The sequence below is a fragment of the Sagittula sp. MA-2 genome (genome assembly GCF_030126985.1).
In the GTDB taxonomy this organism is placed as follows: domain Bacteria; phylum Pseudomonadota; class Alphaproteobacteria; order Rhodobacterales; family Rhodobacteraceae; genus Sagittula.
This window is the reverse complement of record NZ_CP126145.1, coordinates 1,570,561-1,585,056: the sequence shown is the minus strand read 5'-3', so window position 1 is coordinate 1,585,056 and position 14,496 is coordinate 1,570,561. Positions and strand designations below refer to the sequence as shown.

At 67.4% G+C, this 14,496-nt stretch carries 15 protein-coding genes; 9 read left to right on the top strand and 6 right to left on the bottom strand.

All coding sequences use genetic code 11. The features are described from left to right. Nucleotides 1–7 precede the first annotated feature (7 nt). The 4 genes from QNI11_RS07935 to QNI11_RS07920 form a co-directional block, all read right to left on the bottom strand. Nucleotides 8–235 (bottom strand): hypothetical protein, encoded by a 228-nt coding sequence (locus QNI11_RS07935; RefSeq protein WP_283982991.1) that lies wholly within the window; start codon nucleotides 233–235, stop codon nucleotides 8–10. Then, complete coding sequence (locus QNI11_RS07930; RefSeq protein ID WP_283982990.1) at nucleotides 228–1,424, bottom strand: phage portal protein; 1,197 nt, start codon at nucleotides 1,422–1,424, stop codon at nucleotides 228–230. Before QNI11_RS07930 ends, QNI11_RS07935 begins: the two co-directional genes overlap by 8 nt. A gap of 218 nt (nucleotides 1,425–1,642) precedes the next feature. Continuing rightward, nucleotides 1,643–2,983: a DNA-packaging protein gene (locus tag QNI11_RS07925; RefSeq protein ID WP_100927057.1), complete on the bottom strand. Its 1,341-nt coding sequence runs from the start codon at nucleotides 2,981–2,983 to the stop codon at nucleotides 1,643–1,645. After that, nucleotides 2,931–3,386 (bottom strand): hypothetical protein, encoded by a 456-nt coding sequence (locus tag QNI11_RS07920; RefSeq protein WP_157814883.1) that lies wholly within the window; start codon nucleotides 3,384–3,386, stop codon nucleotides 2,931–2,933. Before QNI11_RS07920 ends, QNI11_RS07925 begins: the two co-directional genes overlap by 53 nt. A 152-nt stretch (nucleotides 3,387–3,538) precedes the next feature. On the opposite strand from QNI11_RS07920, the gene QNI11_RS07915 reads away from it, so the two are divergent. From QNI11_RS07915 to QNI11_RS07900, 4 genes are all read left to right on the top strand, one after another. Further along, nucleotides 3,539–4,747 carry a pyridoxal phosphate-dependent aminotransferase gene (locus tag QNI11_RS07915; protein WP_283982987.1) on the top strand — a complete coding sequence of 403 codons (1,209 nt, stop codon included), beginning with the start codon at nucleotides 3,539–3,541 and terminating at the stop codon, nucleotides 4,745–4,747. 94 nt (nucleotides 4,748–4,841) lie between these two features. After that, nucleotides 4,842–6,959, top strand: coding sequence for a methyl-accepting chemotaxis protein (locus tag QNI11_RS07910; protein ID WP_283982985.1), 2,118 nt, complete (start codon nucleotides 4,842–4,844; stop codon nucleotides 6,957–6,959). 83 nt (nucleotides 6,960–7,042) lie between these two features. Then, the gene (locus tag QNI11_RS07905) at nucleotides 7,043–7,213 is read left to right on the top strand and encodes a YqaE/Pmp3 family membrane protein (RefSeq protein WP_100927061.1); all 171 of its coding nucleotides are present in this window, start codon (nucleotides 7,043–7,045) and stop codon (nucleotides 7,211–7,213) included. A gap of 8 nt (nucleotides 7,214–7,221) precedes the next feature. Next, nucleotides 7,222–7,677 carry a DUF4112 domain-containing protein gene (locus tag QNI11_RS07900; protein WP_100927062.1) on the top strand — a complete coding sequence of 152 codons (456 nt, stop codon included), beginning with the start codon at nucleotides 7,222–7,224 and terminating at the stop codon, nucleotides 7,675–7,677. 96 nt (nucleotides 7,678–7,773) lie between these two features. Here the strand turns inward: QNI11_RS07900 and ndk are convergent, their stop codons facing one another. After that, entirely contained in the window at nucleotides 7,774–8,196 is a 423-nt protein-coding gene (gene ndk, locus QNI11_RS07895; protein WP_100927063.1) for a nucleoside-diphosphate kinase, read from the bottom strand. 314 nt (nucleotides 8,197–8,510) lie between these two features. Between ndk and QNI11_RS07890 the strand changes: the two genes are divergently transcribed. The 4 genes from QNI11_RS07890 (at nucleotide 8,511) to QNI11_RS07875 (ending at nucleotide 12,561) form a co-directional block, all read left to right on the top strand. Beyond that, on the top strand, nucleotides 8,511–10,355 hold the full coding sequence (locus tag QNI11_RS07890) for an ABC-F family ATP-binding cassette domain-containing protein (RefSeq protein WP_283982984.1): 1,845 nt from the start codon (nucleotides 8,511–8,513) through the stop codon (nucleotides 10,353–10,355). 358 nt (nucleotides 10,356–10,713) lie between these two features. Then, nucleotides 10,714–11,250: a J domain-containing protein gene (locus QNI11_RS07885; RefSeq protein ID WP_283982983.1), complete on the top strand. Its 537-nt coding sequence runs from the start codon at nucleotides 10,714–10,716 to the stop codon at nucleotides 11,248–11,250. Between the two features lie 50 nt (nucleotides 11,251–11,300). Next, nucleotides 11,301–11,921 (top strand): MarC family protein, encoded by a 621-nt coding sequence (locus tag QNI11_RS07880; protein ID WP_198521797.1) that lies wholly within the window; start codon nucleotides 11,301–11,303, stop codon nucleotides 11,919–11,921. 58 nt (nucleotides 11,922–11,979) lie between these two features. Then, the gene (locus tag QNI11_RS07875; protein ID WP_100927067.1) at nucleotides 11,980–12,561 is read left to right on the top strand and encodes a TIGR02281 family clan AA aspartic protease; all 582 of its coding nucleotides are present in this window, start codon (nucleotides 11,980–11,982) and stop codon (nucleotides 12,559–12,561) included. A 266-nt stretch (nucleotides 12,562–12,827) separates the two neighbouring features. Here QNI11_RS07875 and QNI11_RS07870 read toward each other — a convergent pair whose 3' ends face one another. Continuing rightward, nucleotides 12,828–13,247, bottom strand: coding sequence for an Rrf2 family transcriptional regulator (locus QNI11_RS07870; protein ID WP_283982982.1), 420 nt, complete (start codon nucleotides 13,245–13,247; stop codon nucleotides 12,828–12,830). A 110-nt stretch (nucleotides 13,248–13,357) separates the two neighbouring features. Between QNI11_RS07870 and QNI11_RS07865 the strand changes: the two genes are divergently transcribed. Beyond that, a complete protein-coding gene (locus QNI11_RS07865; protein ID WP_283982981.1) occupies nucleotides 13,358–14,422 on the top strand; it encodes an alpha/beta fold hydrolase in 1,065 nt (354 codons plus the stop codon). The last annotated feature ends 74 nt before the right edge of the window (nucleotides 14,423–14,496 follow it).

Below are 14,496 nucleotides of genomic sequence, written 5' to 3'. Positions count from 1 at the left end.
GCGGCCCTCAGGGCGTCACCTGCATGAACTCCTGAAAGGCTTCCGCCAGGATCACCCCGGCGACGCCGTAGACGGCCAGCCACAACCGCCGCTCCAACCGTTCCATCAGGGCCTCCAGCCGCTGGAACCTGTCGGTCAACCCGTCGTATTGCAGCTTCGAGACACGCTCGTGCGCTTCCAGCCGAAGCCCAGGCGCGCAGGCAAAGGTCTCTGCCCGGCTGCGCAGTTCAGTCATCCTGCGCCTCCTCCGGAAGCGCCGGCAGACCCAAGAGCTGGCGCTTCTCCGCGGTGGTCAGGAAATCGGCCCCGGCCACGCGGTTCCAGACCGCGTCCCGCTCCACCGCCAGCGCGGGCACCTGATCGAGGTCGGGCGACAGCACGATCTCCTCCCCGGTGAAGGACGACAGCCAGCGCCCCACGGCATGCGTCACCTTCGACGCCAGCGGCAGCACCGTCTGGCGGTAGAACGCCCGGTGCGCTTCCGCGTAATTGGCATAGGTCGCCTCGCCCTGGATCCCCAGCAGCATGGGCGGCACGCCGAAGGCCACGGCGATCTCGCGCGCCGCCGCTTCCTTGGTCTTCTGGAACTCCATATCGGAGGGCGAGAAGCCCATCGGCTTCCAGTCCAGCCCGCCTTCCAGCAGCATCGGACGGCCTGCGTTCCGCGCCCCCTGGTGATGTGCCTCCATCTCGGCGGTCAGCCGGTCGTACTGTTCGGACGTGAGATGCCCCTGCCCCTCCGTGCCCTTCCAGACGATGGCACCGGACGGACGCGCCGCGTTGTCCAGAAGCCCCTTCGACCAGCGCGACGCCGAGTTGTGCACATCCACCGCCTGCGCGGCCGCCTGAAGCGGCGACAGGCCGTAGTGGTCGTCCTGCGGGTGGAACGTCTTCACATGCAGCACCGGAGAGACCGGCCCGGTCACGTTGAACCGGTGCTTCCGGCCGCCGACCTCGTAGACATAGGCCACGGGCCAGCCGTCGGCGCCGGGAACGACGCTCATCCGGTCGCTGCGCAGGACGTGCAGCTCGAACGGCAGCCCGCTATCCCCCGCCACCGCCTCCAGGTATCCATCCCCGGACAGCAGCATCTGGCCATAGAGCGCCTCGAACAGTTCCGCGCGGCCCTGGCCCGAGTTGGGCTGGGTGATCAGTCTGACGATCGGGTGGTCGACATACCGCGTGTCCCGATCCTGCAGCACCAACGGCAGCGCCGCCGCCGCCTCGCAGATCAGCTTGACCGCGCGAAAGCCCACCGGGTTGCCGGAGAACGCCTGCTTCGTCAGCGACACCGTGTCCCGCGGGCTCCACGCGATGCGGCCGGCGGACATGTGGGCCACGACACGACCCGTGGCAGAGGCCTTCACCTCCGGCACGGACACCGCGTCCCGCGTATCCTGTCGCCGCAGAAAGTCGAAAACCATGCTAGTGCTCCTTTTCCCTCCGGCCCAACCGCCGCGCCGCAGGCCATCGGCCGCACACCTGAAAGGCCTGCGTCCCCTGGCATATCCCGCTATCCCGAAACCGGCGAACGGTCGGTCCATCCGCGCTTCGAAGGCCACCCTATGAACAGCGGGTTAACAACCCTTCAGCGCAGCGTACGCTGCCCCGCGCAGGCTCACATGCAAGATAAATCAACGACTTATCCCGCACTCCGCACCCGTGGCTGAACTGGCGGCTTGCCCGGCACGATCAGGTGCGACACCGCCCAGACAAGCGCATCGACCCGATCGGGGCTGCCGCCTCCCTGAAACCCCATGGGCGTCATCAGGCAAAGCTGCGCTTCCAGCTCCGCCAGTCCCGCGGAATGGAAGACCCGGCCCTGTTCGTAGAGCGCCGCGACCGGCTCTGCCCTGATCGCCTTACCGTCAGAGGCATGGACCCGCGTGACCGGCAAATAGGGATCGACCTGCCGCAGCACCTCCTCGACCATGGCACCGCCCTGGTTGACCTCCGCCACCACGCGGTCTGCGTTCCAGCGGCGCGCCGCCTCCACCGCGCAGGCGGCCCATTCCGCCGGGCGGCGCCCCTGCACACTGGCGTCCTCCAGCACGTAGGCGGTCATCAGGCCGTCCTTGTCCCGCGCCGCGCCCGCAACCACGATCCCGCAGGCGTCCGAGCGCTTCCCGTCCCCCGCCGGCGGATCGACCGCCACGACGATCCGGTCGAGCGTGGGCAACGTCCCGCAACGCTGCGCATCCAGCAGGTCGCGCGTCCACATCGCGCCGTCGACCTCGTCCAGCAGCAGACCGTCAAGCTCCTGCATCCCGAGCGATGAATTGGCGTAGCGTGTGCGCACCTCGTTCAGGAAACTGCGCGCCAGATGCGCCGCGTTTACCTCGGTCGGCGCATGGGTCGTCACGGTGGACCCGAGCGCCAGGAGCGCCTTCAGCACGCCCACGTTGCGCGGGGTGGTGGTCACGCAGACCTGCGGGTGGTCGCCCAGCCGCAGACCGAACTGCAGCATGTCCCACGTATCCTGCCCGCGCTTCCACTTCGCCAGCTCGTCCACCCAGGCGCCGTCGAACTGCGGGCCGCGCAGGGCCTCCGGCTCGCTTGCCGAGTAGATCATCGCCTCCGCGCCGTTGGGCCAGACGAGACACTTGCGCGACGCCTGCCAGAGCGGACGGCGGTCAGGCGGCGAACAGGCGAGGATGCCGCTGTCGCCGAAGACCATGACCTCCCGCGCCTGGTCGAATGTCTCGCCGATGATCGCCATGCGCTTGCAGCGACCCGGCTTCAGCGGGCGCGCGCCCTCGACCTGCGCGCGCACCCATTCTGCCCCGGCACGGGTCTTGCCCGCGCCGCGGCCGCCCAGGATCACCCATGTCCGCCAGTCCCCCTCGGGCGGAAGCTGGTGCGGATGGGCCCAGAAATCGAAAAGGTAGGGGAGCGCGATGCGCCCCCCTTCGGACAGTGCATTCCAGAACTCAATCTGAACCTCGGCAGGCGCGGAGGCGATCCAGGCGGCACCTGACCTCAAATCTGGCTGCTTCGAGGTCAAGCCCGTAAGATCCGACGATTCCCGTTGTTTTCCTCTTGATTTCATCCAGTTCCAGCTCCGTTTCCCGTGCGGCCTTCAGCCAGTAGCGCAGGTCGCTCAGCGACGTGCCCAGCTCGGCCTTCTTCACCCCTCCATCCCGGACTTTCTCCGCCAGGTCGCGGATGTCCGCGACCAGGTCCTTCAGCGTCTGCGCAATCTCGTCCCGTTGCGCTTCCAGACGCGCCGTCTCGCACACCGGAACCACCAGTGTGCAGCCGGTCACCTTCTTGCTGCTCATATGCTCGACACCTTTCTTGCCTGTAGGTTGCCCCTCCTCGGGCAGGACACGAAAAAGACCCGACGGGGTTTCCCCCGCGGGCCTCTGCCGCACCTCGTCCAGCATGTCGTGAAAGCTACTCCCCTCCGCGCGCCCGGTCAATCCGGCCCCCGAACGCAACACGTTGAAACCCTTCACACTTCCGCATCAAAGGTTAACGGCTTGCCCCGCCGCCTTCGCTCTGGCACACCCCTCCAGAACCCGAAAAGGAGCCGCCCATGCCGCATTTGTCCAAGCGTATCTGCACCCTCAACGGCGACGGCTCCGACGGCTGGGGCGTGTTCTACAAGGCGCGCGCCCTGAAGGCGCAAGGCCAGGACATCCTCGAACTGACCATCGGCGAGCATGACATCGGCACCGATCAGGCGATCCTCGAAGAGATGCACCGCGCCGCCTCCGCCGGGCACACCGGCTATGCCATGGTGCCCGGGGTCGACGCCCTGCGCGACCGCATCGCCAGCCGCGTCGCCAACCGCACCGGCGTTGCCACCACCCGCGACAACGTGCTGGTGACCCCCGGCGGGCAGGCCGCGCTCTTCGCCGCGCACATGGCGACGCTGGCCCCCGGCGAGACCGGCCTCTACATCGACCCCTACTATGCCACCTATCCCGGCACGATCCGCGCCGCCTCCGGCATCCCGCACGCCATCGCCACCCGGGCAGAGGACGCCTTCCTGCCGTCCTTCGACCAGATCGACGGCGCCGCACGGGCCACCGCCGCCCGCTCCCTGCTGGTGAACACGCCCAACAACCCGACCGGCACGGTCTACGGGGCCGACACGCTCGACGGCATCGCGCGCGCCACCATCGGCAACGATCTGTGGCTGATCTCGGACGAGGTCTACGACACCCAGGTCTGGGAGGGCGCCCACGTCAGCCCGCGCGCCCTGCCCGGCATGGCCGACCGCACCATGGTCGTGGGCTCCATGTCGAAAAGCCACGCCATGACCGGTTCCCGCATCGGCTGGATCGTAGCCCCGGAAGAGGCCGTCGCCCGCCTGATCGACCTCGCCACCGCGACCACCTACGGCGTGCCCGGCTACATCCAGGATGCGGCGCTCTTCGCGCTGCAACAGGGCGACGCGGTCGAGGAACACGTGGCCGAACCCTTCCGCCGCCGCCGCGCCCTTGTCCTCGACACGCTCGGCAGGCAGTCGGTCGTCACCGCGATCCCGTCGCGCGGGGCGATGTACCTGATGCTCGACATCCGCGCGACCGGGCTCGACGGCGAAACCTTCGCCTACCGCCTGCTCGACGCCCACCGCATCGCCGTCATGCCGGGCGAAAGCTTCGGCGCATCGGCCGCGGGGCACGTCCGCGTCGCGCTGACCGTCGCCGACGACCGCCTGTCGCATGCCGTGGACACGCTGTGCGGCTTCGCGGCCGAACTGTCGGCAGCGCGCGTCACGGACGGCTCGATGGCGTGAGTTAATGATACATTCGAAAAGAGAAAATTAGCGAGGTGACACTTCGGTAATCGTAACTGCGGATGGTCGGCCAAACCTTTCAGCGAGGCCTGCCATGACTCTCCGCGAAACTGCTCTTGTCATCATGCTCCCCCTGCTTGCCCTGATCGGCTACCTGACGTGGTACGACTGGACGACCGGGCAGGACCACATCGGCCACCTCGACGCACAGGCGCGCGGCATCGCGGAGGCGGAGCTGCTCAACGACCTGGTGCATGAACTCCAGAAGGAGCGTGGCTTCTCCGCCGGCTACACCTCGTCCGGCGGCGCGAACTTCGCCGATGTCCTGCCCGCCCAGCGCCTGGCGACCGACGCGGCCCTTGCCGCCATTGCGGGGGCTCTGCCGATGGCCCGCGCCGCGGCGCCCGACCGCATGGCCGCCGCCGACACAGCCTTTGCCGAACTGGACCAGTGGCGGGCGGCGATCACCGCGACGGAAAAGACCGTGCCGGAACTGGCGGGCTGGTACACCGGCCTCGTCAATTCGCTGATCTCCACCGCCAACCGCGTGTCGGAGGCGCGCGCCTCCGAGGACCTCGCCCGGCTGGTTGAGGCCAAGGCCCTGATCGGACAGGCCAAGGAAAGCGCCGGTTTGGAGCGTGCGATGGGCGCCACCGGCCTAGGCGCCGGCGCCTTCGCGCCCCCGGTGCACACGCGGTTCGTCAGTCTCGGCGCCGTGCAGTCGGCGGACCTTGCGGCCGCCGCGCAGGTCCTCGAACGGCCCGGCATGCTGGACGCCCTGAACCAGTCGGAGGCTGCGCAGACAGTGAACACCATGCGCGACGTCCTGACCGCGTCGGTCCATACCGGCACGCTCGGCGGCTACACCGCGCCGCAATGGTTCGCCGCCTCCACCGCCTGGATCGACACCCTGCGCGCGCTCGAACTCGACCTCGCGCAGGAGATCAGGACCGACGCCGCGCAGGAGCGCGAGACAACCGCCGCCCACCTGCGCACCACGTTGCTGCTGACCGCCGGGGCGGCGCTGGCCGCCGCGCTTTTTTCCTTCCTGCTGTTCGAACGGACCCTGCGCCGGATCGGCAAGCTGATCGCCCTGATGGGCCACTACCGCGACGGCGACTTCGAACCCGAGGTGCCGCAATCCTCCGAACGCTCCGAACTGGGCCGCATGGCCCGCGTCCTGTCCGACTTCAAGCAGGCGATGCTGCTCCACCGGCAGGACAGCGCCCGCACCGGGGCAGAGGAAAAGGCACGGCTGAACGTCACGCACCAGCAGGTCGTCGACATGGTCGCCGAAGGGCTGCGCGCCCTCGCCAACGCCGATCTGACGCGCCGCTTCCACACGCCGCTCGATCCGAAGTACGATCACATCCGGCTCGACTTCAACGCCGCCGCCGAGCGGCTGAACGGCGTGATCTCCGGCCTCGTCTCCGCGGTCACGCAGATCACCGACCGCTCCGGCCAGATGAAGGACGGCGCCGAAGACCTTGCCCACCGGACGGAACAGCAGGGCGCCGCCATCACCCGCAGCGCCGACGGCGTCACCCGCGTGACGGAAGAGACCCGCGACGATGCGCACCGCATCGCCTCGGCGAAGGAAGAGGCGCGCGCCGCCTCCGACACCGCCGCCGAATCGGACCGCACCGTGGCAGAGGCAATCGCCGCCATGGACCAGATCAGCCAGCGCTCCGACGAGATCGCCAAGATCGTCACCGTGATCGAGGAACTGGCCTTCCAGACCAACCTCCTCGCCCTCAACGCGAGGGTGGAGGCCGCCCGCGCGGGCGAATCCGGCCGCGGCTTCGCCGTCGTGGCCGAAGAGGTGCGGGACCTCGCGGGTCGCTCCTCGAAGTCCGCCCTCGACATCAAGAAGCTGATCTCCGAAAGCCACAAGGAGGTGCAGGACGGCGTGCAGCTCGTCAACGGCGCGGGCCAGTCGCTGCAGATCATGGTCCGGAGCATCCACAAGATGGACGAGACCCTCTCCGACATCGCCGCCTCCACCAGCGCGCACGCCAGCGACCTGGCCGAGATCGACTCCGCGATGAAGCTCCTTCAGGACCTGACCCGCGCCAACGCCGGGCTTGTCGCCGACACGCGGACCAGTTCCTCCGCACTCGCCGGCACCGCGCAGGACCTGTCGCGCACCGTATCGGAGTTCAGGCTGGACACCGCAGAGCCCGCGATCATGCCCGCCGAACGCGCCGCCTGACCCGGGCGGCGCCGGACATCTTCGGAACTTCCACACCGTTGCCGCGTTTCCTGTTCAACCCGGCAACGTAAAGGAGATCCAAGATGGACCTCATCCGCATCATCCTCAGCCTGTTCCTGCCGCCCCTGGGCGTCTTCCTCGAAGTGGGCCTTGGCAAGCACTTCTGGCTCAATATCCTGCTGACCCTTCTCGGCTGGCTCCCCGGCGTCGTACACGCGATCTGGGTGATCTCGCGCCGTCCCGCCCACGCGTGAGCCCGGCCATGACCGACGCGCACAGGCACGACGCAAAGACCATCTTCGCCAAGGTCGAGCGGGCGGAACGCATCGCCCGCCGCATGGACGCCGCCATGTACCTGCCCGGCACGCGCATCCGCCTCGGCTGGGACAGCATCATCGGCCTCGTTCCCGGCATCGGCGACACGCTGGCCCTGACGCCGTCGGCCTACATCGTCTACCTCGCCCACGACATCGGCGCGCCGAAGCACCTTCTGGCGCGGATGGCCGGCAATGTCGGCATCGATTGGGTGATCGGCCTCGTGCCCTTGGTCGGCGACATCTTCGACGTGGGCTTCAAGGCCAACCTCCGCAACGCCGCGCTCATGCGCGACTTCGCGGAAAGGCGCCACGCCGATACGACACCCGGCCAGACCCCGCGCCAACCCCCGACCCGCACCCCGGTGCAGGGCCTCGGACGGTCCCGCGGCGCCAACGCCTGACACGACCGGCGACAGTCCCGGGCAGAAAAACCCTCGCAAACAAACGAAAAGGGGCGCCGCAAGGCGCCCCTTCGTCATGTCGGAACCGGTGAAGGCTCAGCCGACCAGCTCGAGACCTGAGAAGAAATACGCGATCTCCTGAGCCGCGGTGTCCGGCGCGTCCGACCCGTGGACGGAGTTCTCGCCCACCGACTCGGCGAACTCGGCGCGGATGGTACCCGGGGCCGCATCGGCCGGGTTGGTCGCGCCCATCACTTCGCGGTTCTTGGAGATGGCGTTCTCGCCTTCCAGAACCTGTGCGACGATCGGGGCGGACGCCATGAACTCGCACAGCTCGTCGTAGAACGGGCGCTCGGCGTGCACCTTGTAGAACTCGCCGGCCTGCGCCTTGGTCAGGTGGATCCGCTTCTGCGCGACGATGCGCAGACCGGCCTCCTCGAACTTGGCGTTGATCTTGCCGGTCAGGTTGCGGCGGGTTGCATCGGGCTTGATGATCGAAAAGGTGCGCTCGAGGGCCATCGTGTTATCCTCCAGATGGATCCGACCCACAGTCCGGGGTCGTCAGGGTGTATCGCGGCGCCCGATAACACGGCCTCCCGGATCAGGAAACCCCTCATGACCATGCGTCACACGTGCCCTCCCCGGCCTCAGGACGCAAACCCCGGCCCGAAGCCCGCCCGTGGACCATCGCGGCGCCACCCTCAGCGCATCCCCATACCCGTCATCCGCCTGAAACGTCCCACGGGTCGGCGGGCGGGCGCTTTTGCGAAAGCAAACAGTGCCGCCCGCCGACGTGCCTTTCCCCTCCCCGAACCCTCTGCTAAAGCGCCTCCATGCTGCGTATCTCATCCCTCTCCTATTCGGTCGAAGGCCGTCCCCTCTTCGAGGAGGCCACCGCCACGATCCCCGAAGGTCACAAGGTCGGCCTCGTCGGCCCGAACGGCGCGGGAAAGACCACGCTCTTCCGCCTGATCCGGGGCGAACTGACCATCGACGGCGGCGACATCTCCCTGCCGTCCCGCGCCCGCATCGGCGGCGTCAGCCAGGAAGTCCCCGCCTCCGAGACCTCGATCCTCGACACCGTGCTCGCCGCCGACACCGAGCGCGCGGCGCTCCTCGCCGAACAGGACACCGCCTCCGGCCACCGCATCGCCGAGATCCAGACCCGCCTCGCCGACATCGACGCGTGGAGCGCGGAGGCCCGCGCCTCCTCGATCCTCAAGGGCCTGGGCTTCGATCCGGAGGAACACTCGCGCCCCTGCTCCGCCTACTCCGGCGGCTGGCGGATGCGCGTGGCGCTGGCCGGCGTGCTCTTCGCCCAGCCCGACCTGCTGCTGCTCGACGAGCCGACCAACTACCTCGACCTCGAAGGCGCGCTCTGGCTCGAATCCTACCTCGCGCGCTACCCGCACACGGTCATCGTCATCTCCCACGACCGCGGCCTCCTGAACCGCGCCGTCAGCTCGATCCTCCACCTCGAGGACCGCAAGCTGACCTACTACGGCACGCCCTACGACGGCTTCGTCAAGCTGCGTGCCGAAAAGCGCGCCCAGCTCGCCGCCACCGCCCGAAAGCAGCAGGACCGCCGCGCCCACCTGCAATCCTTCGTCGACCGCTTCCGCGCCAAGGCCAGCAAGGCCAAGCAGGCGCAGGCCCGGCTGAAGATGATCGAGCGCATGGACATGGTCACCCCGCCCGAGGAGATGGCGAAGCGCGTCTTCACCTTCCCGCAGCCCGACGAGCTTTCGCCGCCCATCGTCAACATCGAGGACGGCACCACCGGCTATGGCGACACCGCCGTGCTGCGGCGCCTCAACCTGCGCATCGACCAGGACGACCGCATCGCGCTTCTGGGCAAGAACGGCCAGGGCAAGTCGACCCTGTCGAAGCTGCTGGCCGACCGCCTGCCGCTGATGGACGGCCGGATGAACCGCTCGTCGAAACTGCGCATCGGCTACTTCGCCCAGCACCAGGTGGACGAGCTGCACCTCGACGAAACACCGCTCCAGCACCTGCAGCGCGAACGCCCCGACTCGCCCCCTGCGAAGCTCCGCGCGCTGCTCGCCGGGTTCGGCCTTTATGCCGCGCAGGCCGAGACGGAGGTCGCGCGCCTCTCCGGCGGCCAGAAGGCACGGCTCTCGCTGCTGCTCGCCACGCTCGACGCGCCGCACCTCCTGATCCTCGACGAGCCGACCAACCACCTCGACATCGAAAGCCGCGAGGCGCTGATGGAGGCGCTGACCGCCTATTCCGGCGCGGTCATCCTCGTCAGCCACGACATGCACCTGCTGTCGATGGTGGCCGACCGGCTCTGGCTGGTCTCCGGCGGCACGGTGAACCCCTACGACGACGACCTCGATTCCTACCGCGCCCTCCTGCTGGCCAAGGAGTCGCCGTCGAAGCCAGAGAAGCCGAAGGAAAAGCCCAAACGCGCCACCCGCGACCAGATCCTCGACCTGCGTGCCGAGGTCCGCAAATGCGAGGAACGCGTGACCAAGCTCGAGGACATGCGCGAGAAGCTGGCCAACAAGCTGGCGAACCCCGCGCTCTACGAGAACGACAAGGTGGGCGAACTGGAAGTCTGGAACAAGAAATACGCCGAGATCATGGAGGGCCTCTCCCGCGCAGAGGCGCTCTGGATGGCGGCACAGGAGAAGCTGGACACGGCGCAGGGCTGACCCCGCGCCTCCGGTGAACGCGAAGCACGGCGGTCCCTCGGGGCCGCCGTTTGCCGTTCCCGGCCCACCCGATACGCCAGGTCGACAACCCCGAATGTGGCAGGCTCCGCCACATTTCCCCTGTGCCTCCGATGCAAGCGCGCCCCCGGCCAACAGCGTCACCCCAGACGCAAGCCTCTGAAAACCCCCGGAAACCCGGATCGACCGCCCGCAATTCCCGGCAAAATCGCGTTAACTTTGTGTCCAAATTGAGGCTTCCCGCCATCCTCTGCCCGATTTATGCCTCATTTCGACGGCGCCGCAGGGCCGCGGGGGCAGCCCCGGCGCCGGTTCGTACCGCACGAGGAAGGACGCCCCCATGACCCGCACCGCACCCCGGACACCCTACGAGATCCTCGGCGTCTCCGCCTTCGACGACCGCGCCACCATCCGCAGCGCGTGGAAGCGGCTCGTCCGCGAAAACCACCCCGACCGTTGCCCCGCCGACGCCGCCCGGCTGACCCGCCGCCTCGCCGAGCTGAACGCCGCCTACGACAAGCTGCGCCACCACGTCCCGGCTCCGGGCCGCGCGCCCCGGAACGCCGATACCGAGGACGCAACCCGCCCAGCCGCACAGCAGGCCGAAGCGCAGGCCCGAGCCGACGCACACCGCCGCGCGCAGGCAAAGGCAGAGGCCCACGCAACAGCACAGGCCGCCGCAAAGGCCGAAAAGCAGGCCAAAGCCGCCGCACACGCCAAAGCCGCCGCCGCAAAGGCCCGCAGCCGCAAGGCGCCCGAGGCCCCGGCCCTTTCTCCCGCGCAACAGGCCGCGCTGCACAAGGCCACGGCCTCCTTCTCCACCGCCCGCGCCGCGTTCGAGAAACCCCGTCCGGCCCGCGTCGCCATCGCTGCCTGATCCCGCTGCAAAGGCTTTACCGGCGGCCCGAAACCGCCTAACCGGGGATCATGGACCCGACCTTCCTGATCTCGGCCTTCGTCACGCTCTTCGTGGTCATCGACCCGATCGGGCTGACACCGCTGTTCATCGCCCTGACGCAGGGCGCGGACGCGCGCCACCGCCGCGCCGTGGGCATCCGCGCGACGGTCATCGCGGCGGCGCTCCTGACGCTGTTCGCCTTCTTCGGCGAGGCGGTGCTGGGCTTCATCGGGATCGGCATGCCCGCCTTCCGGATCTCCGGCGGGATCCTGCTGTTCATCACCGCGCTCGACATGCTCTTCGAACGCCGCAACAAGCGGCGCGAGGACCGGGCAGAGGCGGACCACCCGCCCGACCCTTCCGTCTTCCCGCTGGCCATCCCGCTGATCGCCGGACCGGGCGCCATCGCCTCGATGATCCTGCTGACCGGCTCGACCACCGACGTGCTGGGCATCATAGGCGTGCTGGGTGTCATGGCGCTGGTGCTGGCGCTGGTCCTTCTCCTGTTCCTCTCCGCCGGGCTGATCGAGCGCGGGCTGGGGCCCACAGGGATCACCGTCACCACGCGCCTCCTCGGGATGCTCCTCGCCGCGCTCTCGGTGCAATTCGTGCTCGACGGGCTGCGCGACTTCGGCTTCGTCGCGTCCTGAGGCTTCCTTCCGCAGGCGGAATGCCTACATTGAAGGGACGCAGGCACAGGGACCCGACATGACGCCCGACCAGACCGGCCACACGCTCTTTCTCGGGCTCCTCGGCTTCGCCGTGCTCGCGTGGTTCTGGATGAACTACCGCCGCGCGCCGGGCCGCGGCGTGCAGACCCTTATGGGCTGGGCGCTGCTCTTCGTCGGCATCCTCGCCGCCGCCGGGCTCTGGCAGGATGTGCGCGGCGGGCTCGACCAGCGGCAGGCGGTGTTCTCCGGCGACGGCCGGATCGAGATCCCGCGCGGCTTCGACGGCCATTACTACGTGACGCTCGAGGTCAACGGATCGCCCATCCGCTTTGTCGTGGACACCGGCGCCTCGGGCGTGGTGCTGACCAGAACCGCCGCCGAGGAGGCCGGCCTGCACCCCGAGGATCTCGCCTTCTACGACATGGCCCAGACAGCCAACGGCACGGTGCAGACCGCGCCGGTCACGCTGGACAGCGTGTCGCTCGGGCCCTTCCTGGACCGCGGGGTCCGGGCCTATGTCAACGACGGGCAGATGATGGATTCTCTGCTGGGCATGGATTACCTCGCCCGCTTCGACCGGCTGGAGATCTCCGGCGGCCGGATGATCCTCGAACGCTGAACCGGCGTGTCACATGCCGTGCGTTCTTGGCTCCCCGAGTCGAAACTTCTGAAGCTTGACAGGGTGCCGCGCCAGGCAATTCCGATTTAGATGCCAAACACTTCCGACCCAACCCGGATCCCGGGTGCGGTATGGGAACGCGGACAAAGCCGTCAATGTCAGGACGGCAACCCGTCCGTCTCTCGTCTCCGTGCAATTCCACAGGTCGGGGCAAAACTGATGGCCGCTCTGTTCGCGACAATTCAAAACCCTTGCCGACATCATGGTCAGGAGGCCGTCTTTGCGGCGTTGGCGATCTCCGCAAGAGTGGTTGCCGCGTAACGGTTCAGCATCATCTCGGTGACGGCATCATCGACGTCAGCCAGTGCGACGTTGACCGCTGCCTCGACGGGGCATCCAGGATGGTCGTGGGCCGCGCCACCGACGTTTATCCCCGGGCGATCCAAGGCATCGAAGACGTCCCGCAAGGTCATGGCGTCAAGCGATTTGACAACGCGCCAGCCGCCGCCCGGCCCTTTTGACGTTTCAACCAGTCCGCCATCGCGCAAGCCTGCCAGCATCCGGCGCACCACGACCGGGTTCGTCGTGAGCATCTGAGCAATTTCGGCCGATGACATGACCCTGTCGCGCAGAGCCATGTGGATCAAGACGTGCAGCACACGTGGGAAACGGCCATCGCGATTCACATTTAGCCTCATAACGTAACAGATTGAGTTACATTCTTTGCGCAACCCTCTATATGTAACCTTATACGTTACACAATGGGAGTGCCACCATGAACCGCCGGACTGCCCTCATGAAATTGGCAATCCTTCCGCTCATCGCACTGGGTTTGCCCGCAGGTGTATCCAGTCAGTCAAAAGGAACAGATGATATGACCGACATGCCGTATCGGGACGTCGAAGCAAACGGATTGCGGATGCGGATCGCAGATCGGGGGACTGGTCCCGTGGTGCTGCTCTGCCATGGATTTCCGGAAACAGCCTATGCGTGGCGACATCAGATCGAGGCGCTCTCGGCGCAGGGTTATCGCGTGATCGCCCCCGATCTGCGGGGCTTCGGCGGGACTGACGCTACGGAAACCGTCGAAGCCTATGCACTCCAGATGCTGGTCGGCGACATGGTGGCGTTGCTTGACGTGCTGGGTGTGGCGACGGCTGTCATCGTGGGCAACGACTGGGGCGCCACTCTGGCGTGGCAGGCCGCCCTTTTGCGCCCTGACCGCTTCAAAGCCGTTGCCGCAATCGGCGTGCCCATGATGGGGCAGCCGCCGGTGCCGCCGACGCAGGTTTTCCCTTCAACGGATGAAGCCCTCTTTTACACGCTCTATTTCCAGGAGCCCGGCATCGCAGAGGCTGAGTTCGAACAGGATGTGCGCACAACCCTTCTGAAGATTTTCCACGCGGCATCCGGAGAAGCCGGTCCGCGGCAGCCGGGTGATGCAACGCCCAACCCGTTTGCGATGGTGTCGCGTCAGATTGGTCTGCTTGCACCATTGCCGATGCCTGCCCGGACACCAAACTGGTTGACCCCGACGGATCTGGAGGCGTTCGTAGCCGACTACACAAGAAGCGGTTTCAGAGGCCCTCTGAACCTTTACCGCAATCTGGACCGCAACTGGCACCTTCAGAAAGCATTTGCCGGCCGAACCGTGGACGTGCCGGCGCTCTACATCGCGGGAAGCCGCGACACGGGGCTGGCAATGCCCGGCATGAGAGAAATCATTGCAGGACAGAGCGAGTTTGTTCCGCAACTGCGCGATCCCGTCTTTCTGGATGGTATTGGCCATTGGGTGCCGCAGGAACGACCTGATGCGGTGAATGATGCTTTGCTGACCTTCCTCGCAGATGTCGCGCAATGATAGCGATCAGAACAAGATCCAGTCCATGCCGGCGATTTGCGCTCTTTCAGGCTGCCAAAATGCGCCGCACTACA